This window comes from Geobacillus thermopakistaniensis, assembly GCF_000498995.1.
Taxonomy (GTDB): domain Bacteria; phylum Bacillota; class Bacilli; order Bacillales; family Anoxybacillaceae; genus Geobacillus; species Geobacillus thermoleovorans.
The window spans coordinates 1-24652 of sequence record NZ_AYSF01000098.1 but is presented as its reverse complement, the minus strand read 5'-3'; the positions used below and the strand labels follow the sequence as shown (position 1 = coordinate 24652).

Here is a 24652-nt window from a genome sequence, read left to right as displayed (position 1 = left end):
AACGGAAAAACTAAAATTTGGCCGAAAAGATGTGCGGGTCGTTCGTTGCAATCGGCCGTTTTCTCATATGCGCACGTCCTTCCCTTCTTCTTTTTGGTACGCCCAATCGAGCAGCTGCACCGTATGGACGATTTTTTGGTTTCGTCCATGTTTCATGACGCCAAGCGCCATTTGCAGCATGCAACCTGGATTGCCCATCGAGATCAGCTCCACCTCTTGCGGCACGTGTTGCATTTTGCTCTCAAGCACCGCTTGTGCCATCTCCGGATGGGTGAGGTTGTAAATGCCGGCGCTGCCGCAGCAACGATCGGCGTTTGGCATGGCGACCATTTCCACCCCCGGAATGCTTTCAATCAAAGCGCGCGGCTCTTGGCGGATGCCCTGGCCATGGGCCAAATGGCACGCATCATGGTAGGTGAGGCGCACGTTCAATTCCGCTTTCGGTGGTTTGAAGCCCGTGTCATGCAAAAATTTGGACACATCCTCAACTTTGGCGGCAAATTGCTCCGCCTTTTCATGCCATTCCGGGTCATGGCGGAACAGTTCCGGATATTCTTTCAACATGCAGCCGCAGCCGGCGGCGTTAACGATGACATGGTCGACATGTTGAAACGCCTCAATATTTTGCTTGGCGAGCTTCCGGCCGGTTTCGCGGTCGCCGGCGTGAACGTGAAGCGCCCCGCAGCACGTCTGGTTCGGGACGATGACGACATCGTTGCCGTTATGGGTCAATACACGGATCGTCGCTTCGTTAATATCACTAAACATAACATCCATGACGCATCCGGTCAAAATCGCGACGGTTCGCTTTGTTTCCCCCTTCGCCTTAATGAGCGGCTGATGTTTATACTTTCTCCGAACCGGCGTACCGACCGCTGGCAAAATCGCCTCCATCTCAGCCAAGTGATCGGGCATGACACGCAGCAGTCCGGTTTTGCGCGCCACCGTCTGCAAGCCGCTTTTTTGGTACCATTTCAGCAGGCGGCCGAGCCAATCGAGGCGCGACGGATGCGGAAAAATGCCTTTTAAGAAAACGTCGCTGACAAGCGCCTTCCAACCGGTGAGCGGAACCGCCTGGCGGAGCTGGCCGCGCACTTGTTCAATGAGCCCACCGACATCGACATCGGCCGGGCAAGCCGTCGTGCATGCACGGCAATCCAAGCACGTAAAAATCGGATCGAGCAAATCAGGCGTCAACTCAAGCTTCCCTTCGCCGACCGACTTCATCAAATGAACGCGGCCGCGCGGAGAGTGCTGTTCTTCACCCGTCTGTTCGTACGTCGGGCATGATTCTAAACACATGCCGCAATGAACGCAATCAGCCCACTTGCTCGGGTCCGGCAAATCGTGAAAACGATAGTTGCCAAGACTCGCGGTCGCACACGCCGGGCTGTCCGCCCGTTCATTGGTCATCGTGCTCATCATTAAATCCCCCCAATAAAGCGTTGATCGTTGACCGTTTTGTTCGGATCGATTTTCCGCTTAATGCCTTCGAGCAAGAAAAAGTACGACGGCTTTCCGCCCCAGACGTCGACGCGCTGGCGCAGCGAAAGCGGCAAATGTTTCACAATCGCGTAGCCGCCAAGGCGAACCGCCGTTTGGCGCAGCTCCTCGATTGCGGTCAACACTCCCTCTTCGCCGCCGTGCATATACGCCTGACAAAGCCCGTGGCCCAATCCGCCGTGCGCCTCGATGCGGACATGGCAACGGTCAGCGATTAAAACGCTTTCACGCAAGATGGAGAGTACATCCAAGTTGACAACCCCGATTTTCACTGCCGCTTCAACACCGTTTTCCGCCTGCTCCAGACGCCCGTTCGGTGCCATCGTGTAAAACGTCCGCCAAAACGCCGCCGTCTCTTCGCCGGCTAAAATGGACATTTCCACCGCTTTCGGCCGCAGTCGTTCAACCCAATGCTCTTGGTAATGGACGGCGTTTTCCACATCTTCAAACCCGATCACAAGCGTATAAACCGGCCGTCCCGTCAGCCGCTCGGAAAGCGCCGGGTTGAGCAGTTCAAAACAAATCGGCTCCATCATTGTATCAAGGAACGAAACGGCAAACGAGCGAAAAAAATGAGCCGAAAANAATGGACGGCGTTTTCCACATCTTCAAACCCGATCACAAGCGTATAAACCGGCCGTCCCGTCAGCCGCTCGGAAAGCGCCGGGTTGAGCAGTTCAAAACAAATCGGCTCCATCATTGTATCAAGGAACGAAACGGCAAACGAGCGAATGTCATGAAGATCGCCGCTTGGGAACGACAGCAACACAACGCTTTCATATTTCGCGAGCGGTCGAAGCTTGAGCGTAATCTCGCTCAGCACCCCGAGCGTCCCCATCGCCCCAATGAACAACTTATTCATATCGTAGCCGGCGACATTTTTTACCACTTTGCCTCCGGAACGAATGACGGTCCCGTTCGGATAGACGACGCGCAGCCCGATGACCGAATCGCGCGCTGCCCCATAGCCGAGCCGCTTCGGACCGCTATCGTTCGCGGCAATGACCCCTCCGATCGTCGCTTCCTCCGGCCAAAACGGGTCCAAGGCGACCTTTTGCCGATGCGGAGCGAGCGCGCGCTGCAAATCACCAAACACCGTTCCGGCTTTGACAGTGACCGTCATATCGGCGGCCGCATGTTCGACAATGCCGGCATAGTGTTCCAACGACAGCAAGATGTCCGCCTGTTCCCGCTGCCCGCCAAACCCCCGTTTTGTGCCGCGTCCAGCGATGACGACTTTTTTGCCATGGCGGTCGGCATAGCGGAGCACCGCAGCGATTTCTTCCTCTGTTCGCGGATAGACGGTCACCGCCCCATCATTGCCGAGGGGGTGGAACGATTCATTCCGTTTGATCTGTTCTGGATGCAAAAACGCCTGCAGCTCCTCAATCCATGTCAATGAAAGCATGAGCGCCCTCCTCCGTTTCGTAATAAGAAACATCGTTTCTTTTTATCAGTAAAAAAAAGCGAGCCGCTCGAACCGTTTTCTTTATCAGGCGGAGGGTGTCCCAAAAGAATCGGGACACCTTTTCCGATCACCGTCATATATACAAGTGATTTAGCCCAAAACAACCTTTGGGGCCAGCCCTCCTGCTACTTCTATTAAACCATCGCTCATCCATTTTTTCAATGAATTTTTTGAATTTAGGGATCATTTTGTTCATTCCGTCTCTTCCACCACCACTCCGACCCGCTGCTCGAGCGGCTGAATGACCGCGGCCATATCCAAGTCGGCAAGGCCTGCGGCGATCGCTGCGGCAAACGCTTCTTCTGCTTGAATGCCGAGTCGGCGGCCAAGGCCGATTTCATCCATCAACTCGTTCGCCAAGCGCACATCTTTATGTACATACTTGACCGCCCCGCCAGGAGTGAATCGACGCGGCAACACGAACTGCTCCATATGGCGGCGCAACATCCGGCTGTCTCCATAGCTTTCTTTTAACAGCCGATACAGCTTCCCGGCATGAAGCCCATAAGCGACGCCAGCGACCATCGCTTCCGCCGCGGCGACCGAATGGACGGCGACCAAGTACTGGTTGATCGCTTTTGCCGCGCTGCCGGCGCCGCTTTCTCCTAAATATTCAACCGTTTTTCCTAACACCCGAAGCAACGGACGCACCCGCTCCCATGCTTCTTTCGCCCCGCCGACCATGATCGTCAGCGCCCCTTGCTCCGCCCCTTCCGGCCCGCCGCTTACCGGCGCGTCCAAATAGGCGACGCCGTGCTCATCGGCGCGCCGAGCGACAAACCGGCTTGTTTTCGGACCGACGGTTGTAAAATCAAGGCAAATCGTCCCCGGATGGGCCGCGCTAAGGACGCCGCCTTCACCTGTATACACCTCGATGACATCATCCGGCATCGATAAGCACGTGCAAATGATATCCGCCTCGCCAGCCAGCTCTGCCACTGTCGCCGCCTGTCGGGCGCCAAGGTTGACAAGCGGAACCGCTTTTTCTGTCGTACGGTTGTACACCGTGACATTGAATCCCGCTTCAAGCAGCCGTCTAGCCATGCGCGAGCCCATCACGCCCAATCCAATAAAGCCGACGCGTGTCATCGTCCGCCTCCCCCTTTCATTCCGCGGTATTCATCATACCAGACAAAACTTTCGCTGCTTTTCCCTGATGGAATGTACTCAAGTCCAATCGCTCCATTGTAGCCGTGCTCTTGCAAAAATGCGAAAATCTCGCGATACGGAAGCTCTCCCGTCCCCGGCTCATGCCGCCCGGGGGCATCAGCGAATTGCACATGCGCGATGAGCGGTGCGTAGTCGGCAAACGTCGCTGTCACATTGCGTCCGAGCCGAGCCATATGATAGACGTCATATTGCAATTTCACATTCGTCCGGCCGAGATCGCGTATGATCGCCGCCGCTTCCTCAATATCGGTTAAAAAGTAGCCGGGCATATCGAACGGATTGATCGGTTCAATCGTCAGCGTCAAACCATGAACAGCAAGCGTTGCAGCCGCTTCGTCAATGCGGCGCATATACGTCTCCTTCGCCCGCTCGCGCGGCAAGTCCCTTGGCAACACTCCGGCCATGCAATGAAGATTCGGTACACCGAGCGCGAGCGCATAACGCACTCCTTCCTCCAGTGCACGCCGGAATTCATCATGACGGTCAGAAAAAATGGCGAGCCCGCGCTCCCCCTTTTCCCAATCGCCAGCGGGCAAATTCAGCAAAACAAGCGACAGCTCAAGCTGCTCGAGTTCATCAGCAATCGCCTCAGGAGCCACCGAGTACGGAAACTGGCATTCAACGTGCGAAAACCCATGCTGCTTCGCCTTGGCAAACCGGGCGAGAAACGGCGCTTCCGTGAAAATCGTCGATACATTGACGGCAAACTTCATCATGAGGCTCCTTTCTTCTCCATTTCTTTCTCTATATTCGCCCCACCGTTTGCCGATTCCTGCCTCACCGCGTTTCCCCTTTAATGCCGTAAAAAAACAGCCGCACCATTTCGACTTGCCGCTTTGATCAATGCCACGGTCATGGAAAAAGGGCTGCCCCAAAAGCAGCCCTTTTTGGCGCTCAATCCTCATCGCTGGCGAAAAAACGCAAAATGTAGACAAACAAGTTGATGAAATCAAGGTAAATATTGACCACAATCATCGGGATGTCCGCTTCCGTAAAGCCATAGCGGGCCAAACGGTTGATGTCGTAAATCGTAAAGCCAAGGAAAATCAAAATCCCCAAAGCGGCGATGCCCATTTGCCCTACGCTTGAGAATGGGATGAACCATTGGATGATCAGCAAGCCAAGGAGCGCAAACGCGCCCAGCATCAAAAACCCGCCGAGGAACGAAAAATCTTCTTTCGTTCTCGCCGCGTAAATGGCAACGCCGGAAAACGATACAACGGCCAGCGCAAACGCTTTGAACACCGCCGCCGCGCCGATGATGGAAATGTAATAGCCGATGAGCGGATAGAGCGTCGCCCCCGAGACAAACATAAACGCAAACATAAGCGGATAGCCGACAGCTTTTTTCACGCGGGCGAACATCATGACCAACAGCAGCACAAGTTCAAGCCCGTAAAGGGGCAAATACAGGCCAGCCGGCACCCATTGCCCGGCATACAGCCCCGCCGTCGCGACGGCCAGCGCCGCTAAAAAGGAAACCGCCAACTTCGCCACTGGGCTATGCGGACGATAAACGGTCGAATGATTCATGGCAACCCCCTCCTTTTTCTTTCTAGTTTAGCATATATTTGTTTCTTGTCACAGCCCTTTCTTTTTGATTGACGCAGACTGCATGGACCGTCCACCATGATGTATGGCCCATCGTTCGATCCATCGAAACCAGCGGGCGGCAAACCATTTTTTCAGCACCGGTGGAACGACAAGCAAAATGAAAAAAATGCGGAACATTTGATAACTTGTCACAACGGCAAGGTCGGCATGCGCTTCCCGCGCCAAAATTCCCATTTGATCCATGCCCCCCGGCGCCAAGGCGATGAACGCTGTCAAATACGGCACGCCATGCAGAGCCGTTAAGACAAATGCCGAAGCCATGGAAAACAAAATGAGCGCAAGACCGGTAACCACAGCCGCCAGCACGGCTCTTCCCTTTTCCGCGATGCGAGCCGGTTTCAGCATTAAGCCTAGATAAGCGCCCATCGCGATTTGCGCGATATCTAACAAAGGAGCTGGCAAATGGGGCGCCGGCGTCCCGGCAATGACCAGAGCCGATGTTCCGATGATCGGGCCAAGCAAATAGGCAGTCGGCAGTTTGATGCGCCTTCCGATGATCGCGCTGGCAACCGTGACGATCAAATACAGCCAAACAAGACCGACGCTCCAATGCGCCCCTTGTCCGCATTCTGCGCCCGTCCCCGCCTCAGCGCCGCCGGAAAAGAACGGGCTTAAGGCGATAAGCGGGACGAGAAACACGACGCCCATCAGGCGCATCACTTGAAAAAACGTGACAATCGTTGCATCGACACCGTCGAGCTCCTCGCCCAACACAAGCATTTGCGACAATCCGCCGGGGATGCTGCCGGTGACAACCGAACGGAGCGGAATCCTTGTCCATCTCGCGACAAGGCAAGAAACAAGGAAGCTAAACAACAAAATCAACACCGTCGCCAGCAACATCGCCGGCAATTGTCGGCCCATCTCCACAAGCGTTCCTGCCGTCATCGATGTCCCTAGCGTATAGCCGATCGGAATGAGCGCAGCGTTGCGAATGCCGACCGGCCAATACAACTTTCCCTTCAAAAAACGACCAACCAAAAGCAACGCAGCTGCTGGACCGAGCATCCAATGGAGCGGAACGCCAAACAAGGCGAAAATGAAGCCGCCGAGCGCCGCGATCACCAGCGTCAACGCGATGCGCGCCATGCTGTTCCGCCCTTGTTGTCTTTCCAAAGCCAAGCGAACACTTCCTCTCCACCTTACATCAACGAAATTGTGCTTGCTGTCAATGAACAAAACTTGACAGCGCAGCGATTGTACTTGACTGCCGGTTTTATCGACAGCGGACGGCGGCGCGAAGGCAAAAAGGGACGGCAACTGTTGCTCTACTATCCGCTTTCTGCAAACTATATAGATGCAACGAAATCGTTTAACATATCCTTGACGGAAAAGTGACTCATCCATTTTTGACTGTCGAAGGCAAGCCATAGGCTTGCCTCCGTCACGCTAAGGCGTGACGGAAGACCGAACAACGACTCGCTTAAAGACCCATTCATGGGTCTTTAAGCGGTGTTGTTCGGTCACTCGACAGTCGGATGAAATGACCGGTAAAAACGAAAAATGTTAAAGCTTTAAATTGCATCAGAAATACCAAACAAAAACATTCCTCTCCTGTTTAGCAGAGAGGAATGCTTCTCTTCCCATGACAGGCAAGGAGCAGTGAAGCCAACGGCCCTCGCTTTTTCGCCGATGCGCCGTCCGCTTAATCAGCGAATAAATCGGATGACAAATACCGCTCGCCGGAATCGGGCGCCATGCAAAGGACGCGGGCGCCTTTGGGGAGCTGTTTCGCCACTTTGATGGCGTAATAGGCACTGGCAGCGGCCGAAGCGCCGACCAAAATGCCTTCCTTCGCCGCCAGTTCGCGCGCCATCTGTTGGGCATCCTCATCTTTGATCAAAAAAATGTCATCATAAATCGAGCGATTTAAAATTTTCGGGATAAACCCCGGACCCGTGCCGGGAATTTTGTGCGGCCCCGGCTTGCCGCCCGACAACACAGGCGAACCGTACGGTTCAACGACGTAAATGCGCAAATTCGGGATGCGTTTTTTCAGCTCCTCCCCTGTTCCGGTCACCGTCCCGCCGGTGCCGGCGGTTAACACGAACGCATCGAGCCGTCCATCAAACGCTTCATAAATTTCCACCGCTGTTGTATGCCGGTGTGCATCCGGATTGGCCGGATTTTCAAACTGCATCGGAATAAAGCTGTCAGGGATTTCGCCAGCAAGCCGGTTTGCCTCATCGATCGCCCCTTGCATCCGCTTCTCCGCCGGCGTCAAATAGACTTCGGCTCCGTACGCCTTTAAAATTTTCACCCGTTCGACCGTCGCATTGTCGGGCATCGTAATGATGCAACGGTAACCTCTGGCGGCGCACACCATGGCCAGGCCGATGCCGGTGTTGCCGGACGTCGGTTCAATGATCGTGCTTTTTCCCGGTGCAATTTTCCCTTCCGCCTCGGCGCGGCGGATCATTTCCCAAGCGGGCCGGTCTTTGACGCTGCCGCCCGGATTGAACGATTCAAGCTTCATATACACATCCGCGCCGTCCGGGTCATGAAGACGCTGCAACTTTACAATCGGCGTGCCGCCAATCAAATCTAAAATCGAGTCATACAATTTCACGATCGTCCCCAACCTTTAGCAAAATATTTGTTTGCCTCATTCATTATAAATGATTTTTCTTTTTTCGTTCAAACAGTCTGTCCCGCCCGCAGCACCAGGTTTTTTGATCGTTTTTCGCAAAAGGACGTTCGTTTGGCCGGACCGATTGCGATTTTTCCCCTGTTCTAGTCCGATATTCCCCCTTATAATAAAAAATAAATGATGGAAAGCGAGGTGGCTTTTTTGGCATCTGCGGCACAGCAGCTCGTCACCCATTTAGAAGCCCATTTGCCGAACTTTCTCGCCTATTGGCGGCAACATATGAAAATTGCCGACGATGACAAATACATCGATCATGTCGAACAAAACGGCTTAGCAGTGTTTGAGCTGGTCAAAGAAGCGCTGTTGCGGTCGCTATCTAGCGAGACGGTCGAACGGTTAGCCAACAAAATCGCGAAAGAACGTGCGGAAATGAATGTCGGCATCGGCGCTCTCGTCTACAACGTCAACCTTGGGAGGCGGCTCGTCATCAACCACGCGCTCGCCGCGCCGCTGCCGGTCGACGAGCTGTCCCCGCTCATCGACCATTTGAACGAGCTGTTTGACCAATTTCTGTTTCATGCCATCACAAAATACAATGAGTTAAAGGAAAAAGAACTGCATGAAAAAAACGCGCTCATTGCCAGATCGCATCAAGACCGGCTGACGCTGCTTGGGCAAATGTCATCGAGTTTTGTCCATGAGTTTCGCAATCCGCTTACGGCTATTATTGGTTTTATTCAATTATTGAAGTTTGAGCATCCGCATCTTCCTTATTTAGACATTATCGACCATGAGTTGCAGCAGCTGAAATTTCGCATTTCGCAATTTTTGCATGCCTCACGCAAAGAAATTGTTGAAAGCGAAAAAGAAACGTTTTCGCTGTACCAGTTGTTGGAGGAAATTATCGAGTTTTTATACGCCACGATCGTCGACAGCGATGTCGACCTTTCGGTGGCGATCGATGAATCCATACATATATTTGCCTATAAAGATCAGCTGCGCCAGGTGCTGGTAAACATTTTGCTCAACTCGATCGAAGCGGTGAAAGAGAGGGAAAAACCGCGGCGGATCAACATCGCCGCCCGTTGCCAAGACGGAAGCATCATCATCGAAATCGCCAACAACGGTCCGTCAATTCCAGCCGACATTGTGGAAACGATTTTCGAGCCGTTTTTTACAACGAAAAAACTCGGAACCGGCATCGGCCTGTACATTTGCAAAAAAGTGATCGAAGACCACGGCGGGGATATCTGCTGTTCTTCCGACGACAACATGACGACGTTTTCCATCCGCCTCCCTGCATGACGAACAGCGAAAATGGGCAAGATGGATGAAAAAAGGTGATGCCGATGAAAACGTCTTGGAAAAGCTGGTTGGAGCAGGCGGCAAGTGCCATCCGCGAATGGCTCGAGCGGGAAATGCATTCGTTCGCCGAGCTCGCTGCGTTCATCCGCCATCATCCAGATACCCTGCGGTCAGAACGCACATGGCTTGGCTTGACGTACCGGTTCTACTCGCTCACGATAAACGGAGTGTCATTGAAAATGGAAACGAAAGTCGCCCGCGAAGGCAAGGAGCGCATTCTCTTTTTATCGGTCCATGCTCCGCGTACGAAAGCCGCTGTCTACCGCGCCTATGACGAAGACGGCGATTTGGCGGACATCATCGCCACTCCGCCGCTGTCCCAAAAAACCGCACCGGTTTGACCACGGTGCGGTTTTTTCATCATCATTTCGCGAAAAAGCCCCGCTTCCAAGCGAAACGAAAGCAGGAAGAAAGGTCAACCTTGCATGCCCTGCAGCCATTCTTGGTAACATTCCGGACAAAGCGTTTCTTCGCGTTCTTCGCCATTCGTATGGAACGATACGTAATGCACCTTGTCATCGCACTCGCACTGACAGTAAAAACATGTTTCGCTCATCGCTTTCCCTCCCTTGCCTATTAGTGTGAGCCGTCTTATAACAGCGTTGCAAGGGAACTATTCCCAGCGGCATGAGCGCAGAATAAACGACGCTCGATGCGGTCAGCGCGAGGTGAGCGACAACAAATAGTCCAATACCGCCTCTTGCTCTTCCTTCGTAAATCCGGCTTGACGGTCGATCCAATAACGGTGCCCGGCGCCGGTCACATGCACCGTCCGCAAGTCGGAGTCCTTGGCGTTGGCGGCGATGACGCGCTCGCGCCACGTCCGGTCGATCAGCGCCCGCAGACTGTTGCGCGCATCAGGGGCGATGCCTTTTTGAACGGTGCCCGAAAGCCCGAGCTCACCGTTCGGCCCAACCGCCACGCCGCCATCATGCAAGTATGGAGCGCTCCAAGCGAGCCCGATCAGGCTCGGCACTTTATACCCTCCCGGTGAATCGCCATGAGCAAAGGAGAGCCGGATTTGTTCTCGGTCTAACTGATCAGTTGGCACTTTCAACACTTTCGCCCCTTTTGGAATCGGCACCGGCGTGTCAGGAGCGTACAACACCGGCTCTCCAAACACTTTTTCTGTTTTCTTCAGCGCTTTCGCCCGCGACGGCTCGGTGCCCACTACATCAGCAGCGATGACTCGGTTGTTCGTCAAATACGCCCCGGCATGGCAGCGGATGCAACCGGCGCGGACAAACACCTCTCTTCCTCTCGCCGCCCGCTCCTCGCTGATCCGTTCATTTGGCGGCGGCGGATTGAGCGTATTTTGCCAAGCGGCCACGGCATTGTTTTGCTCATTGAACCGATAACCCGGCTCGCTGACGATCAACCCATCTGGAGCGACGAGCGATACTTTCGGAAACTGCGGCGGCGCGACAAACTGATTAACGCCGGCCGTTTTCGGCGTCGGGTCGACTTTCGCGAAAAAGGCGGACGGTTTCTCCTTTGTCGTCGGCTGATAGCGAAACCGCGGATGGGCGGCGTTTTGCAAAATCGTGCCGAGATACACTTCTTTATCAATGCCAAACAGCGCATCGCTAATTTCCGCCTGCGCGAGCGAATCGGCATTTTGCGCGTGCACGTTGTTGCTGAAAGCAGCCAAGCCATGGAATGAGCCGGCGGCGGCAAAGCCGCTCCACCCGTACGGATGGTCGCCGCGTGTAAACGAATCCGGAATTTGCGCCGGATTCGCTTTCATATCGATCGTCGAATCAAAATTGCCGCGCGGCCAGCTGGCAAAAATGCGATCCACGTCCCGCTCAAGCAGCTCCGGATCCGGCAGCGCCGCTTTGCGCCCGTGCGAATCGATGATCGTCCGATCGAACGAGCGGATATATTTTTTCAGCGAGCGGATATTGGCATGAGTAAAATAAGCGCTCGAATTCGTCGCCAACGCCATGAGCATTCCGGCATTCAAATCGTTGTTCGGCGCCCCTTCCACCACTTTTTTGGTCACTGGATCGACGGTCGCATGGCAGGCGGCGCAGCTGATGCCGACGCGCATGCGGCCGCCGTCGGTGACGATCGGCATCCCGAGCGGCAAGTATGACCCTTTGGGCACGTCGATGCCCGTGTCGATCAACTCGCCTTTTTTATATGTGCGGCCGCCGATCGTCACATCTTCGGCAAGCGGCACGCGCAAATTCGTCGTCCCTTCTCCTTTTAATGCGACAATAGCTTTGGCCATATTGGCAAGCGTCAGCGGCCCGTCGACAATACCCATAATGTCGGTCAAAAACACTTCATTGCCGAACGTTTCTTTATAAAACACCTCCTTGCCGAGACGAAGCAACCGGTCATCGACGACAACCGCCCCTTCCTCTTTTTGCAAATGCTCGTTTCTAGCCGACAACGCTTGGATGCGGCGGTCATCCGCTGCGATCCATCGCCCCCACACATCGATTCCAGTCTGTTTGCTCGCTTCATACGGCGCAATATCGCTCCCATCCGGCACAAACGCATACTCGCCTCGGCGCAAAAGAAGAACGGCCCCGGCAACCAAAAGAAGGAGAACAGCAACGCTTAGCACAATGAATGTTTTTCTCACCCGTTTGCCTACCTCCTTCATAAAGCGGATTGCGCCCATAGTATGCCCCGCTCTAGGCAAAACTTGAGCGCGCGGACTCCTTCTTTTCCCCATTGTCGCGATCGTTCAAAGCGCCACGACCCGCTTTTCCCATCATTCCCCACCCATACTGCAAACAGCCGGACACATACTATGTCACGGAAGGTGGTGAGAAGAATGAACGCGGCAGGAACACACGAAACGCTTGAGCTGCACGAACTGCTTATGTTTAAAAGCACCTGTCTTGCCAAAAGTGCCGCCATGCAGCAAATGGCAAGCGATCCACAATTGAAATCGCTCATTCAACAAGACATGCAAAAGACACAGCAGCACATCCGCGACTTGCAAAACTTGCTGTCATAAGGACAAAAGGAGGGACAACGATGCAGGCAACGATGACACCGACCGGCGTATTGAACGATCAAATGATCGCCGCTGATTGCCTGATCAGTGCGAAAAACGCCATTAAAGGATGCGCGATGGCCATTGCCGAAGCTTCCACCCCAGAAGTGCGCAACACGTTAAAGCAACATTTGAATGACGCGATCACATTCCATGAACAGATCAGCCAATATATGGTCAACAAAGGGTACTACCATCCGACGAACGTTCAAGAGCAGCTGCGCCTCGATCTGCAAGCAGCGCAGCAAGTGCTGTCTAGATACAATCAAAACGTTTAACATATCTTTGACAGAAAAGCCGCTTATCTATTCTTTCTATTTTTCGACTGTCGAGGGCAAGCCACAGGCTTGCCCTCGTCACGCCTTGGCGTGACGGAAGACCGAACAACCATCCGCTTCTCAGACCCATACATGAGGCTGAAAGCGGCGTTGTTCGGTCTCCCGACAGTCGATCAAATGCTCGGCAAAAGCCGCAAATGTGAAAACTTCAAATTGCATCTGTATGCAATCGGTCGGCCGCTGAAGAAGAAAATGGGATTTCACCATGGCAAAAGGTGAATCCCATTTTTCATGATTTGTCCGTCAATCGCCCATCCTAACAACAAAGGAGGTGAACAGCGTGAAACGCCGATACCGAATATGGGCCGCGGCCAGCGCGGTTGTTGCTCTACTCGTTGCCGCAGCCGTCTTGGGGCGACCGGCTCCAGAAGAAAACGCCCCGGCTCCACCGCGGCTGAAGCCGTTTGACGCCGAGGTCGCACCCACCCATCCAACCGTTGTCGCCTTAGACAGCTTAAGCGCAGGCGAGCAGCTGAAACAGCAGTTGAACAAGCACCCGCGCATTCGGGAAATCCTCCATAATCGCCGCGGTGACCGAAGCCATTATTTCGCCAATGAGATCGTGGTCCGCTTTCGGGCATTGCCATCGGAAAGCCGTCTTCAACAAATGGAGGCAGCCATCGCCGGCCAGTTCATCAAGCAGGTCGACCACGTGTTTGTATTCCGCTCGCGCGAGCAAACGTATGAGGAAATGCGCCGCTATTTCCGCTCTCTTCCAACGGTTGATTATTGTGAACCGCACTACATTTACATGCAAAATGAGTGGAACAAGCCGGCGCCGGTGCCGAACGATTCGTTTTACGCCCGCTACCAGTGGAACTTGCCGGCCATTCATACCGAAGACGGCTGGACGCTGTCGCGCGGCAAGCGGAATGTGCCTGTCGCCATCATCGACAGCGGAGTCGATTTGACCCATCCCGATTTAACCCGTCGCCTTCTGCCCGGATATAACGTATTGGCCGACGACCGCTCTCCGAATGACGAAAATGGCCATGGCACCCATGTCGCCGGCATTATCGCCTCACAGCCGAACAACGGCGAAGGAGTCGCCGGCATGACATGGTTCAACCCGATCATGGCCGTCAAAGCATTAAATGCGGACGGCTATGGAACGAGCATTGATGTAGCGAAAGGAATCCGCTGGGCGGTCGACCACGGGGCAAAAGTCATCAACTTAAGCCTTGGCAACTACCAACCGTCCTCGGTGCTTGAGGAAGCGATCCGCTACGCCGACGCTCATGATGTCGTGCTTGTCGCCGCTTCCGGCAACGACAGCACGTCGCAGGCGAGCTTCCCAGCCGCTTATCCAGAAGTGATCAGTGTTGGCGCTGTCAACCCGGATCTTTCCTATGCGCTTTATTCCAACTACGGCGACTATGTGGATGTCGTCGCGCCTGGAACGAACATTGCCAGCACGTTTGCCGGCCACCGGTACGCCGCCCTTTCCGGCACGTCGATGGCCGCGCCGCACGTCACCGCACTCGCCGCTTTGATCCGCTCCGTCAACCCGCGGCTTTCGAACGATGAAGTGCGCGACATTATTCTCGAAAGCGCTGACGATTTGGGAGAGAGAGGAAAAGATCCGTATTACGGCTATGGGCTGATTAACGTCTACCGCGCGCTCGAGCTGGCTAAGCAATAACCGATGCTCCTTCCGCCAATGATTGGGGAACTCGTCGCTGGGAAAGGTCAAACGGACAAAATTCTCATCTCCTGTGCGAACGATGTTAAAACTCCCCCACAGCATAAATCAGCAAACAGCCGGAAACGGCGCCTTCGGTGCCGCATTCCCATAGAGGAGCGCCTATCTGCTGAAACGAAAAACGATGGGGATTCGGGCTATACCCCCATCGTTTTTTCGCACGTCAACATCGTCGTCACCGCTCCGACGACCGTGACGACGACAAGCGAGTGGACAAACGGCACTGAGTCGATGATCATGCTCCCAGCTGAAATAATGCAGGCGTCAATGACAAAAATGATGATCCCGACGTTCCAGTTCGTCCATCTAGCGATAAACTGGGCGAGCAGGTCGGTCCCGCCCGTGCTCGTCTCCTCGCGCAGCATCAAGCCGATGCCCGCGCCGACCAGCACCCCGCCGATGACCGCGCTCAAAAGCGGATCCAACACCACCACGCCGCGCAAAACGGACAATACGTCAATCATCCATGAGGAAAATAAAAGTCCGTGCAAGCTGTTGTAAAAAAACGGGCGGTAGTAAAACCATGCGGCTGCATAAAGCGGAACGCTTAAGACGATCATCGTCAACCCAGCCTGAACGTGCCACACGTATTTGGCGATCAGCCCGAGCCCGATCATCCCCCCATCAAGCAAATGGTGAGGGACTAAAAAGACGTTGATGCCAACGCCAAGAAGCAGACTGCCGACAATCACCGCCGCCATTTTTTTGATCATCACGAAACCCCTCCGCCACGGCTTATCCCAACGAGCCAACATGCCTCCATATATATGTATATGGCGCCCCTTGACAGAGCTTGTCTCTTTTTTGCCGCATCGCGGAGGAAATGGCTGGTCACGGACGAAATGCAAAAATAAGAGGCCAGGCCTCTATGCCCAACCTCTTATTTTTGCGCTTTTGTCGTCTCGTCATCGTCGATGATGCCTTTTGTCGCATTCTTAAATTCGCGCAGCGTTTTCCCGGCCGCTTGTCCTAACTCCGGCAGCTTTTTCGGCCCGAAAATGAGCAAAGCGAAAAAGACGATGAGCGCAATTTCTCCAAAGCCGATGTTCATGTTTGTCACTCCAATGTTCAAGCGTCGTTTCTTGAATCATTATACCATAGAAGAACAGACAGTGTCATCGTCTTTCCCTTGACAAAACGGCGACAATTTGCACATCTCTCATTGTTCCTCAAGCAGTCGCACCGGTACGTCTTGTTCGTGTTCCGGCTCATCGGTGAAATAAACGCGAGCCATTTCGCGCTCATCATCGACGTGCTGAATCACCACTTGTTTCCCTTTATACATCACCGGAACGATCTCCCCGGCTTCAGCCATTCGCTTCGCCCGCAACAGTTCCATTTACTCCCCTCCTTTCGCACTGTCTTCCGCCTGTGCCCGCAAGCTTTTCCAAAACAACTCGTCGTTGCAGACAATCTCATGAAGCTCGCCTTCGTCTCCTTTGGCGTTGATGATTTCAAGCAACTGCGTCATATCGCCTATTTCGCGCCGATCGTTTTTCACCGAATCATCACCTTTCTTTGGCAAACTGATGACAGCGGACATCCCATCGCTTCGTTTCCTGCGTTGACTCCCTCAAAAAGAAGGAGTATGATTCGAATTGGTGTGTACAGAAAGGAGGAAACACTATGAAGGAGCGGGACTATTATTTTGACAACGCAAAATGCGCGCTCATGCTCCTCGTCGTGTTTGGCCACTTTCTGCGCCCGTACATTGATGACGTCTTATGGGTGCACAGCTTGTATACGTGGATTTTCTTTTTCCACATGCCGGCGTTCGTTTTCATTTCCGGCTATTTCGCAAAAAAATTCCACGAGCACGGCTACTTGCAAAAGATCACGAAAAAATTGCTCATCCCGTACGTTCTGTTCCAGCTGGTGTATTCGATCTACTATTTCTTCCTGTATGACAAACAGTCGCTGGAACTTGACTTATTGACCCCGCATTGGAGTTTATGGTTTTTGCTCAGCCTGTTTAGCTGGAACGTGCTGCTGTTATGGTTCGGCCGGCTGCCAAAGCGGATCGCATTGCCGATGGCGCTTCTTTTCGGCCTTGCCGGCGGGATGATGGAAGTGGAAAAATGGCTGAGCTTGTCGCGAACGCTCACGTTTTTCCCGTTCTTTTTGCTTGGATTTTTCTTTCAAAAGTCGGCGATCGAGCGCTTGTTTGCCGCCCCAGTGCGCCTCGTTTCGCTATTCGTGCTTGTTGGCATGTTTTTCGTCATCCATTTCGGGTTTCCGGATTTGCCGCAAGATTGGCTGTACGGCTCGAAATCGTACGATACGCTCGGCGTCTCGGAATCAGCCGGCATTGCGAGCCGCCTCGCCATTTATGGGGCGAGCCTGCTCATGATGTTTGGCTTTCTGTCGCTCATCCCGAGCCGTCGCTTCTCCTTTTCCGTGCTCGGGGCGCGCACGTTTTACATCTATATCTTGCACGGGTTTATTTTAAAATATTTGCACGAGACGCCATTCCCAGACTTTATTATGGATGTGCACGGCTATCCGCTTCTGCTTGCACTGTCGGTTGCCATGATGCTCATCCTTGGAAGCAAGCCGGTCGTCCGGCTCGTGCGGCCGCTGTTGGAATGGCGATGGCCGAACTGGCGGCAGACAACGACCTAGCAGTCAAAAAAGAAGGCCGAAAAGACGTGTATGCATGGTATCAAGAACAGCGNTGCAGGTCCGTCCGAATATCGAAGGAAACGCGCTTTCTCTCCACTTTCTTATCTTCCTTTCTTGGTTGGTTGTTATATTCGTTTAAAGAAAAATTGTGCCGAAAAGCGCGTGCGGGCTGCCCGCACCGCTTCCGCTAAGGCGGCGGCCGCCGCCTTTGGCGACGGAGCCGAAGCGATGGCGCTGATGACGGATACTCCATCCGCCCCGGCTTCCACAACGGTTTTGGCGTTCGCAGCCGTAATGCCGCCAATGGCGACGATTGGAATGGTGATGCCGGCTTCGCGCAAGCGGCGGAGAACATCCGGTCCTTGCGCTTCCTTTGCATCCTCTTTCGAACTGGTCGGGTAAATCGGGCCGACGCCGAGGTAATTTTTCGGCCTGATTTTGCTTCGTCTCCANTTCGCAGCCGTAATGCCGCCAATGGCGACGATTGGAATGGTGATGCCGGCTTCGCGCAAGCGGCGGAGAACATCCGGTCCTTGCGCTTCCTTTGCATCCTCTTTCGAACTGGTCGGGTAAATCGGGCCGACGCCGAGGTAATCGGCGCCCGCCTCAACGGCCGCCATCGCTTCTTCGACGTTGTGCGCTGAGACGCCCAAAATTTTATCGCCGATTTTTTCCCGCACGCGCCGCGCGTCCTCATCGTCTTGACCGACATGGACGCCGTCGGCATCAATGGCGAGGGCCAGCTCGACGTCATCGTTGACGATAAACGGCACCCCATAAGCGCGGCAAAGGCGCTGCAGCTGCCGGGCGAGCGCCTCTTTGTCCGCCCCTTTTAAAGCGCCCGGCCCTTTTTCGCGGAATTGAAACAACGTCACACCGCCGTCAAGCGCTTCTTTCAGCACATCGGCGGCCGGACGTTCGCTGTTTTGGCTTCCCATAATGAAGTAAACAGCCAGCCGCTCCTTCATTTCGCCGCTCGCGATGCGCACCATCGTTCTCACTCTCCATATTGGCGGTACGCCCAATGGTTCGTCGGCCCATGGCCTTGGCCGATGCCGAGCGGGTGGGCAATCGCCGATTGCACAAACGCCTTCGCCGTCGCGACAGCGTCGACAGGATGCCGCCCTTTCGCCAGCTCAGCGGCGATCGCCGCGGCAAATGTACACCCGGTTCCGTGCGTATGGCGCGTGTCAATTCGCTTGCTTTTAAAATAGGAAAATTCGCTGCCGTTATACAGCAAGTCGACGGTTTCTTCGCCATCATCGTCATGGCCGCCTTTCACGACGACATAGCGGGCGCCCATCCGGTGGAGGAGGCGCGCGGCTTCGCGGCGGTCATCCATCGTGCGGATGACAACGCCTGTCAACGCTTCCGCTTCTGGAATGTTCGGTGTAATGACAAGCGCCATCGGCAGCAGCTCTTCTTTCAGCGCGGCCACCGCTTCCTCTTGCAACAGCGGAGCGCCGCCTTTGGCGATCATCACCGGGTCGACGACCAGCCGCTCCCATTTATGTTTTTTCACTTGTTCAGCAACCGTACGAATGATCTCGGCACTAAAGAGCATGCCGGTTTTCACCGCATCCGCGCCTAAATCGGCGGCCACCGATTCGATCTGGGCGGCGACTGCTTCCGCCGAGAGCGGATAGACTCCTTGCACGCCAAGGGTGTTTTGCGCCGTCACCGCCGTGATCGCTGACATGCCAAAGACGCCGAGCTCCTGGAACGTTTTCAAGTCAGCCTGAATGCCGGCTTTTCGGCTAAATTTTAGAAGCTCCTCGNCTGGGCGGCGACTGCTTCCGCCGAGAGCGGATAGACTCCTTGCACGCCAAGGGTGTTTTGCGCCGTCACCGCCGTGATCGCTGACATGCCAAAGACGCCGAGCTCCTGGAACGTTTTCAAGTCAGCCTGAATGCCGGCGCCGCCGCCGCTGTCCGACCCGGCAATCGTCAACGCTTTGTACACCATCGTGTTTCTCCTCCCCTTTTACCGTTGTTCCACCCGGCCATGCCGTTTGACATCATCGACGCTTGTATACGCCAACGCGTCCAAAAACGCCGTCTGGAAGCTGCCCGGTCCGCGCTCCCCGGCTTTGGCCGCCGCCTGCTCCGCTGCGACGCCGTAATACACAAGCGCAGCCACCGCCGCTGCCGCCGCATCGCGCTCAACGGCCGCAAACGCTCCGATGACCGATGTCAGCAAGCAGCCCGCTCCGGTCACTTTCGTCAACAACGGATGGCCGTTCTGAATAAGATACGTCGTCTGTCCGTCCGCAACGACGTCCTCTTTTCCAGTAATCGCGACAACGGCGCCGAGCTGCTCCGCCGCCCGTTTGGCCAACGCCACTCGATCGCCGCTGCCGCCGCCGGCATCGACTCCTTTAATCGTCCACGCCTCACCAATCATATTGGCGATCTCCGCCGCATTGCCACGGATCACGGCAAGCTTGACTTGTTCCGCGATGCGGCGCGCCGTCTCCGTCCGGTAGCGCGTGGCCCCGGCCCCGACCGGGTCGAAAATGACCGGCACGCCGGCTTCATTGGCTGCCTGGCCGGCGACAAGCATCGCTTCCACCTCTTTGTCATTCAACGTCCCAATATTGAGGACAAGCGCTCCAGCGAGCTTCGCCATCTCGCCCACTTCCTCTTTCGCATACGCCATCACCGGTGAAGCGCCAAGCGCAAGCAATCCATTCGCCGTCCAATTCGTCACAACGACATTCGTGATATTATGGACGAGCGGATTCTCCTCTCTTACCCGCTCGAGCAGTTCCGCCCATTCATGCCAATTGGCCATTTCCGGTTTCTCCCCTTTCCAAGCCCTTTCGCCGGCCATACACTGGCTTTCGCCGTACTTTCGGCCAATAGAATGATCCATTCTCCCCATCCATCAGTCTACTCTTTCTTTTTTTGAATTGCAAGACAAAGAAAAAAGGCGGCCGCCAAAGCGCACCTCCCTTTTTGTTCCATTACGAACGCGTCCATTCGGCCGCCCCTCCCTCTTCGGACGGCGCCGCCGGCGACAGCCGCTGCGGCAGCGGCCAATTCCACAAATCCAAATCGATGATATAGCGCGGCCGCCGTTTTGTTTCTTTGTAAATTTTTCCAATATATTCACCAATCAGCCCGAGCGCCATCAGTTGCAACCCTCCTAACAGCCAAATGGACGTAATGAGCGACGTCCAACCCGTTTCCGTATGCCCGACCCATTTGAGGAAAAGAAAATAGGCGCCAAACATCAAGCTGACGACAAACGAGAGAAACCCAACGAGCGAAATGAAACGGATCGGGGTGACGCTGAACGACGTCACGCCGTCAAGCGCAAAGGCGATCATTTTTTTCAGCGGATATTTCGTTTTCCCGGCCAGCCGCTCTTTTCGGTCATAATAAACCGTCGCCGACCGAAAGCCCAAAAGTGGAACGATGCCGCGCAAAAACAAGTTCGCTTCCCCGAACTGTTCAAGCGCGTCCACAGCGCGCCGGCTCATAAGGCGATAGTCGGCGTGATTGTAAACGAGATCGACGCCAAACGCCTTCATCAACCGATAAAACCCTTGCGCCGTATGGCGCTTGAACCATGTATCGGCATCGCGCCGCCGGCGCACGCCGTAGACGATGTCATAGCCTTCACGAAACTTTTGCACAAATTCCCGAATCGCCGCTACATCATCTTGCAAATCGGCGTCGATCGAAATGAGGCAATCGGCATGCCTTTTCGCGGCGAACAGCCCAGCAAGCAGCGCGTTTTGGTGGCCGGCGTTATGCGCCAGTTTCAGCCCTTTCACTTCCGGGTGACGCAAACTCGCTTTGTATATGATCTTCCATGTGTCATCACAGCTGCCGTCATCGACGAACAAAAGCGCGCTGTTGGATGAAATGAGCTGCTCTTCAATCAATTGTTCGCGCAACTCCCGTAAGCGGCGGATCGTCTCCGGCAGCACCTCTTCTTCGTTGTAACACGGCACAACAATAGCCAACGTCGGTTCGAACATGTCACCTTCCTCCCTCCGGCACGACTTTGTATAAATAGATGGTCCACGCGGACTCTTTGGAACGGAACACCCGCTCAAGGCGCAAGGCGTTTTCGTCGGCATTTTCAATCGGCAGCGCTGAAAAAATGTAGCGCCCGCCCATGTTATAAAACACGTTTGTGTTCAATTCCAAGCTGCGAATCGTCCGCTTCGAGTTTTTCTGAAACATATACCGCTTGCCGAGCTCATCGACGAACAAATAGCAGCGCCCGCCCCATTCATCGAAATACTCGCGCAGTTTTTTGTTTTTCGCAAGCTCCTTGGCGATGATGCGGCGAAACCGATGCTTGTATTCGAGCGGATAAAAGTTGTTGTACGTATCGAGTGTGTAAAAGCCGTTGTATTGAGCGATCGCCGGGTGGATGCCGATGCTGGCGACACGGTATGTATGCACCGGGCGGCCGATATAGCGGCGAATGGCGGCAAACTGCTTTTCCGCGTAAAACTCGCGAAACGACGGCTTGTCGCGGTAGACGATTTCCTCATTGCATAAAGCAAGCACGACAAGCTGCAAGACAATGGCCGTCGCACCGACCGCCCGCCACCTTCGGCCTTCCTGCCAAAAAATTTTCAGCGCCAGTGCAAACAAGACGTAAATCACCATTGGCCGCAAAAAATGGTAGCGGGCGAAATTGAACTTATCGAGCAAATCAAACCGTTCGGTGAGCGGCAGCCATCCTTTGTAAAACCAAAACGCATACCATGTCGACAGCGCGAAGTTCAACCCGTGCAAAATCAAAAACAGTTTCTCCCGCCGCCAGCTTTTCCGCTTCCATACAATGTACAAGGCAACGAGCGTCACCGGTAAAATGACGAGCCCATGCACGGTCATGACGTGGGTATGGCCGAGCACATAGTTTTTGAACGTCAGCCGGATGACGCGCCAAAGCGGCAGACGGGCGTGGAAATATTCGTCGCGGCTTGTCGGCTCATTGGAAAACAAGAGCGAATGGACAAGCCGGTAATCGACCGCCAAATAGAGCATCGTCATATAGACGATGGCCGCCAAAAACCGCCAATTCCAACCCTTGCCGCGGATGACATCAATGAGCCACCAAATCCCAAGCGCGCTCAAGAAAAAGAAAAATCCAAGCACGAAGCTCGAATAGAGCGGCAAAAGCGTCAACACCGCCCAGTTCACCCATGAACGCTCGCCGCCCCGAATGTTTAAAANCCAGATGGGGCCAAAAGATAGCCGAAAACCTTGCCGCGGATGACATCAATGAGCCACCAAATCCCAAGCGCGCTCAAGAAAAAGAAAAATCCAAGCACGAAGCTCGAATAGAGCGGCAAAAGCGTCAACACCGCCCAGTTCACCCATGAACGCTCGCCGCCCCGAATGTTTAAAAACGCCCAAAGCGCAAGCGGCATCCCGAGCGTACTTAACATTCCCGATGGCCAAAACGGCGTCAAGGCAAACGTCAACGAAGAGCCGATGCGAATCCATCCCCAGCGCTCGCCCGGCAGCACATGTTTTCGCAGCAGCAAATACATGCCGATGAACGCCAATACGCGGGTTGCGGCTTGACTGAGCCCATAGGCGTAAATGGATGGAAACAGGGCGTGAAGCCAAACGATGCCGCTGAATTCTGTGCCGAACGCGTTGCGCGGCAGGCCGTTGATGATTTGCGGAATGACGCCATCGACCGGTCCGAACAGCTCACCGCTTCGAGTGAGCACCTTATACCAGGCGATGTTCGAATCCAAATTGTCGTGGACGCGCATATGCGCATCCTCGCCAAGCACAAAATACGGCGACACGTACAAGGCGATGACAACGAAAGAGAAGATCAGGATTCGCTTTTCGATGGCCGGCACCTTTTCTCCCCCTTTCGCCCGGCTCTTGTCTTTCTTTATTGTTCAACCCAACAGGAAAATTATTCATGAGAATGGAAAAAAACGGACCCCTGTCCAAACAAAAAACCGCCGTCGGCCGGATGAAGCCGGATGACGGCGGTTTTCTATTCGTCTATTTACCTTTCGATCAGCCTTTTGCATGCAACACAACGTTGCCCAAAAAGCTGGTGATGGAACGAAAAAACGCGCGAACCATGGAGATTTCGCTCTTGAACGCTCTCCCACCTACGCTCACGCGTGGAAGTGTGGGGTCTTCTCGGTTTAGGATGATAAACAACCGCTTTTCCGCGCGTTCGCAACAACGATTTTGCAGAAAGCGCGGTTTTTACCGACCTTACAAACGGCGTCAAGCCGAGAACAGCGCCGCCGGATTGCCGATGAACATTTGCTCAAGCACTTCGTCGCGGATTCCTTCATTTTTCAGCGCGGGGATGATGTTCACAAACAAATGCTCGACATGCCAATTTTTCATCATTTCCGCAAACGGTTCCGGCAGCGTAAACGGACGACCGAGCCAAACGTTGACAGTGTCATGCGACAGCATAATTTGTTTCTCGTACCCATCGCGGAGCAGAGCAAGGAGCGTCCGCACCCGCTCCTCATCGGTCGGCGCGCCGACCATCCCTTGGATGCCGAAGCGGTCAAACGCAATGTAAACGCCGTAAGCAAGCGTCTTTCGATGATAGTCCGGGTCCGTGTTGCCGCACATATGGCCGATGACAATTTTTTTCGGATCGGCGCCGTGCTCAAGCAAATAGGCGGCTTGTTCCGGCCCCATCGTTCCTTCTTGCGTATGGGTGATGATGACCGCACCCGTCTCTTTTTGCGCGCGGGCGGCAGCGCGGAAGAACATCTTTTCGTACTCAGTAATGCGCCCTTTGCTCGAGGCGAGCTTGATGACACCCGCCTTGATTCCGGTATCGGCAATGCCCTCGGTCAACTCGGCCATAAACATGTCGTAAATGTCATCTTCTGCTGTTCCGAGAAGCCGGCGGAATTGGAAGTACGGCGGCGCCCCTTCCCCTTCATAATAATAGCCGGTGGCGCAAATAATGTTCAGCCCCGTCTCTTCAGCGACGCGCCGCAAAAACGCCGGGGTGCGCCCGCAATCGTTCGGCGTCGGATCGACAACCGTTTGAATGCCGTGCCGCTTCATCTTTTCCGCCGCCTCGACTGCGACGCGAAGCGACTCGTCTTCACGGAACGTGCCGCGCGTCACATCGCCTTGAAACCCTGGATAACCGAAGAGGAAATGCTCGTGGATGAGCGTTTTGCCAAGCTGTTCCACCGGCACCGGCCCGCATACCGTTTCTACCATCTCCGCCATCAGTTGTTCACCCCTTTCCCCGCTTTTTTCGGCGGAATTTTTATTGCCCTGTT

The 24652-nt window shown here is 54.5% G+C and carries 24 protein-coding genes and 3 pseudogenes; 6 read left to right on the top strand and 21 right to left on the bottom strand.

From position 1 onward, the window contains the following. Positions 1–63: 63 nt before the first annotated feature. The 8 genes and pseudogenes from T260_RS123020 to cysK form a co-directional block, all read right to left on the bottom strand. A complete protein-coding gene (locus tag T260_RS123020; RefSeq protein ID WP_014195676.1) occupies positions 64–1425 on the bottom strand; it encodes a (Fe-S)-binding protein in 1362 nt (453 codons plus the stop codon). Further along, positions 1425–2069 (bottom strand): annotated as a pseudogene (locus T260_RS0121130) (FAD-binding oxidoreductase); the annotation flags it as partial. The gene T260_RS123020 and the pseudogene T260_RS0121130, both read right to left, overlap by 1 nt. 27 nt (positions 2070–2096) lie before the next feature. Continuing rightward, a pseudogene (locus T260_RS0121125) lies at positions 2097–2911 on the bottom strand (FAD-binding oxidoreductase); the annotation flags it as partial. Between the two features lie 252 nt (positions 2912–3163). Next, entirely contained in the window at positions 3164–4060 is an 897-nt protein-coding gene (locus T260_RS123025) for an NAD(P)-dependent oxidoreductase (RefSeq protein WP_011231025.1), read from the bottom strand. Continuing rightward, entirely contained in the window at positions 4057–4854 is a 798-nt protein-coding gene (gene hyi / locus T260_RS123030) for a hydroxypyruvate isomerase (protein WP_031213236.1), read from the bottom strand. Before hyi ends, T260_RS123025 begins: the two co-directional genes overlap by 4 nt. 181 nt (positions 4855–5035) lie before the next feature. Then, the gene (locus T260_RS123035; protein ID WP_011231023.1) at positions 5036–5674 is read right to left on the bottom strand and encodes a Bax inhibitor-1/YccA family protein; all 639 of its coding nucleotides are present in this window, start codon (positions 5672–5674) and stop codon (positions 5036–5038) included. A 48-nt stretch (positions 5675–5722) separates the two neighbouring features. After that, positions 5723–6844: an AbrB family transcriptional regulator gene (locus tag T260_RS123040; protein WP_370736695.1), complete on the bottom strand. Its 1122-nt coding sequence runs from the start codon at positions 6842–6844 to the stop codon at positions 5723–5725. Between the two features lie 556 nt (positions 6845–7400). Then, positions 7401–8324, bottom strand: coding sequence for a cysteine synthase A (cysK, locus tag T260_RS123045; RefSeq protein WP_031213231.1), 924 nt, complete (start codon positions 8322–8324; stop codon positions 7401–7403). Between the two features lie 222 nt (positions 8325–8546). On the opposite strand from cysK, the gene T260_RS123050 reads away from it, so the two are divergent. Both T260_RS123050 and T260_RS123055 read left to right on the top strand, forming a co-directional pair. After that, positions 8547–9650 (top strand): histidine kinase N-terminal domain-containing protein, encoded by a 1104-nt coding sequence (locus T260_RS123050; RefSeq protein ID WP_014195670.1) that lies wholly within the window; start codon positions 8547–8549, stop codon positions 9648–9650. A 44-nt stretch (positions 9651–9694) separates the two neighbouring features. Further along, on the top strand, positions 9695–10051 hold the full coding sequence (locus T260_RS123055) for a hypothetical protein (RefSeq protein WP_023634548.1): 357 nt from the start codon (positions 9695–9697) through the stop codon (positions 10049–10051). Positions 10052–10125: 74 nt separating this feature from the next. Here the strand turns inward: T260_RS123055 and T260_RS1000000140050 are convergent, their stop codons facing one another. Both T260_RS1000000140050 and T260_RS123060 read right to left on the bottom strand, forming a co-directional pair. After that, a complete protein-coding gene (locus tag T260_RS1000000140050; RefSeq protein WP_020278855.1) occupies positions 10126–10266 on the bottom strand; it encodes a hypothetical protein in 141 nt (46 codons plus the stop codon). 102 nt (positions 10267–10368) lie between these two features. Further along, positions 10369–12306, bottom strand: a complete 1938-nt coding sequence (locus tag T260_RS123060) for a hypothetical protein (RefSeq protein WP_011231016.1) — start codon at positions 12304–12306, stop codon at positions 10369–10371. 195 nt (positions 12307–12501) lie between these two features. On the opposite strand from T260_RS123060, the gene T260_RS123065 reads away from it, so the two are divergent. The 3 genes from T260_RS123065 (at position 12502) to T260_RS123075 (ending at position 14706) form a co-directional block, all read left to right on the top strand. After that, positions 12502–12687 carry a DUF892 family protein gene (locus T260_RS123065; RefSeq protein WP_011231015.1) on the top strand — a complete coding sequence of 62 codons (186 nt, stop codon included), beginning with the start codon at positions 12502–12504 and terminating at the stop codon, positions 12685–12687. Between the two features lie 20 nt (positions 12688–12707). Next, the gene (locus tag T260_RS123070) at positions 12708–13004 is read left to right on the top strand and encodes a spore coat protein (RefSeq protein ID WP_011231014.1); all 297 of its coding nucleotides are present in this window, start codon (positions 12708–12710) and stop codon (positions 13002–13004) included. A 340-nt stretch (positions 13005–13344) separates the two neighbouring features. Continuing rightward, a complete protein-coding gene (locus tag T260_RS123075; protein WP_011231013.1) occupies positions 13345–14706 on the top strand; it encodes a S8 family peptidase in 1362 nt (453 codons plus the stop codon). A gap of 197 nt (positions 14707–14903) precedes the next feature. On the opposite strand, the gene T260_RS123080 is transcribed toward T260_RS123075, so the two are convergent. The 4 genes from T260_RS123080 to T260_RS123095 form a co-directional block, all read right to left on the bottom strand. Further along, positions 14904–15479: a YitT family protein gene (locus tag T260_RS123080; protein ID WP_014195667.1), complete on the bottom strand. Its 576-nt coding sequence runs from the start codon at positions 15477–15479 to the stop codon at positions 14904–14906. A gap of 167 nt (positions 15480–15646) precedes the next feature. Beyond that, complete coding sequence (locus T260_RS123085) at positions 15647–15817, bottom strand: twin-arginine translocase TatA/TatE family subunit (protein WP_011231011.1); 171 nt, start codon at positions 15815–15817, stop codon at positions 15647–15649. Between the two features lie 108 nt (positions 15818–15925). Next, a complete protein-coding gene (locus T260_RS123090; protein WP_011231010.1) occupies positions 15926–16105 on the bottom strand; it encodes an H-type small acid-soluble spore protein in 180 nt (59 codons plus the stop codon). Continuing rightward, the gene (locus tag T260_RS123095; protein WP_011231009.1) at positions 16106–16267 is read right to left on the bottom strand and encodes a hypothetical protein; all 162 of its coding nucleotides are present in this window, start codon (positions 16265–16267) and stop codon (positions 16106–16108) included. It lies immediately after the preceding gene. A 125-nt stretch (positions 16268–16392) separates the two neighbouring features. Between T260_RS123095 and T260_RS123100 the strand changes: the two genes are divergently transcribed. Next, entirely contained in the window at positions 16393–17388 is a 996-nt protein-coding gene (locus tag T260_RS123100) for an acyltransferase family protein (RefSeq protein ID WP_011231008.1), read from the top strand. 125 nt (positions 17389–17513) lie between these two features. Here the strand turns inward: T260_RS123100 and thiE are convergent, their stop codons facing one another. From thiE to T260_RS123125, 7 genes and pseudogenes are all read right to left on the bottom strand, one after another. Beyond that, positions 17514–18380, bottom strand: a complete 867-nt coding sequence (gene thiE / locus T260_RS1000000140670; protein WP_023634546.1) for a thiamine phosphate synthase — start codon at positions 18378–18380, stop codon at positions 17514–17516. Between the two features lie 5 nt (positions 18381–18385). After that, positions 18386–19132, bottom strand: a complete 747-nt coding sequence (gene thiD / locus T260_RS123105; RefSeq protein WP_050582946.1) for a bifunctional hydroxymethylpyrimidine kinase/phosphomethylpyrimidine kinase — start codon at positions 19130–19132, stop codon at positions 18386–18388. A 20-nt stretch (positions 19133–19152) separates the two neighbouring features. Further along, on the bottom strand, positions 19153–19353 hold the full coding sequence (locus T260_RS123110; protein ID WP_023634544.1) for a bifunctional hydroxymethylpyrimidine kinase/phosphomethylpyrimidine kinase: 201 nt from the start codon (positions 19351–19353) through the stop codon (positions 19153–19155). An 18-nt stretch (positions 19354–19371) separates the two neighbouring features. Then, positions 19372–20181 (bottom strand): hydroxyethylthiazole kinase, encoded by an 810-nt coding sequence (gene thiM, locus T260_RS123115; RefSeq protein ID WP_011231005.1) that lies wholly within the window; start codon positions 20179–20181, stop codon positions 19372–19374. Positions 20182–20353: 172 nt separating this feature from the next. Then, on the bottom strand, positions 20354–21376 hold the full coding sequence (locus tag T260_RS123120) for a glycosyltransferase family 2 protein (protein ID WP_023634543.1): 1023 nt from the start codon (positions 21374–21376) through the stop codon (positions 20354–20356). A 1-nt stretch (position 21377) separates the two neighbouring features. Continuing rightward, positions 21378–23233, bottom strand: a pseudogene (locus T260_RS0121110) (DUF6044 family protein). 385 nt (positions 23234–23618) lie between these two features. Continuing rightward, positions 23619–24599 carry a phosphotriesterase family protein gene (locus T260_RS123125; RefSeq protein WP_031213219.1) on the bottom strand — a complete coding sequence of 327 codons (981 nt, stop codon included), beginning with the start codon at positions 24597–24599 and terminating at the stop codon, positions 23619–23621. Between the last annotated feature and the right edge of the window lie 53 nt (positions 24600–24652).

Excerpts from the sequence above, each read along its gene's own strand:
- T260_RS123020 (WP_014195676.1), bottom strand. The coding sequence starts at position 1,425 with ATGATGAGCACGATGACCAATGAACGGGCGGACAGCCCGGCGTGTGCG.
- T260_RS123025 (WP_011231025.1), bottom strand. The coding sequence starts at position 4,060 with ATGACACGCGTCGGCTTTATTGGATTGGGCGTGATGGGCTCGCGCATG.
- hyi (WP_031213236.1), bottom strand. The coding sequence starts at position 4,854 with ATGAAGTTTGCCGTCAATGTATCGACGATTTTCACGGAAGCGCCGTTT.
- T260_RS123035 (WP_011231023.1), bottom strand. The coding sequence starts at position 5,674 with ATGAATCATTCGACCGTTTATCGTCCGCATAGCCCAGTGGCGAAGTTG.
- T260_RS123040 (WP_370736695.1), bottom strand. The coding sequence starts at position 6,844 with ATGGCGCGCATCGCGTTGACGCTGGTGATCGCGGCGCTCGGCGGCTTC.
- T260_RS123055 (WP_023634548.1), top strand. The coding sequence starts at position 9,695 with ATGAAAACGTCTTGGAAAAGCTGGTTGGAGCAGGCGGCAAGTGCCATC.
- T260_RS1000000140050 (WP_020278855.1), bottom strand. The coding sequence starts at position 10,266 with ATGAGCGAAACATGTTTTTACTGTCAGTGCGAGTGCGATGACAAGGTG.
- T260_RS123065 (WP_011231015.1), top strand. The coding sequence starts at position 12,502 with ATGAACGCGGCAGGAACACACGAAACGCTTGAGCTGCACGAACTGCTT.
- T260_RS123070 (WP_011231014.1), top strand. The coding sequence starts at position 12,708 with ATGCAGGCAACGATGACACCGACCGGCGTATTGAACGATCAAATGATC.
- T260_RS123080 (WP_014195667.1), bottom strand. The coding sequence starts at position 15,479 with ATGATCAAAAAAATGGCGGCGGTGATTGTCGGCAGTCTGCTTCTTGGC.
- T260_RS123085 (WP_011231011.1), bottom strand. The coding sequence starts at position 15,817 with ATGAACATCGGCTTTGGAGAAATTGCGCTCATCGTCTTTTTCGCTTTG.
- T260_RS123090 (WP_011231010.1), bottom strand. The coding sequence starts at position 16,105 with ATGGAACTGTTGCGGGCGAAGCGAATGGCTGAAGCCGGGGAGATCGTT.
- T260_RS123100 (WP_011231008.1), top strand. The coding sequence starts at position 16,393 with ATGAAGGAGCGGGACTATTATTTTGACAACGCAAAATGCGCGCTCATG.
- thiM (WP_011231005.1), bottom strand. The coding sequence starts at position 20,181 with ATGGCCAATTGGCATGAATGGGCGGAACTGCTCGAGCGGGTAAGAGAG.
- T260_RS123120 (WP_023634543.1), bottom strand. The coding sequence starts at position 21,376 with ATGTTCGAACCGACGTTGGCTATTGTTGTGCCGTGTTACAACGAAGAA.
- T260_RS123125 (WP_031213219.1), bottom strand. The coding sequence starts at position 24,599 with ATGGCGGAGATGGTAGAAACGGTATGCGGGCCGGTGCCGGTGGAACAG.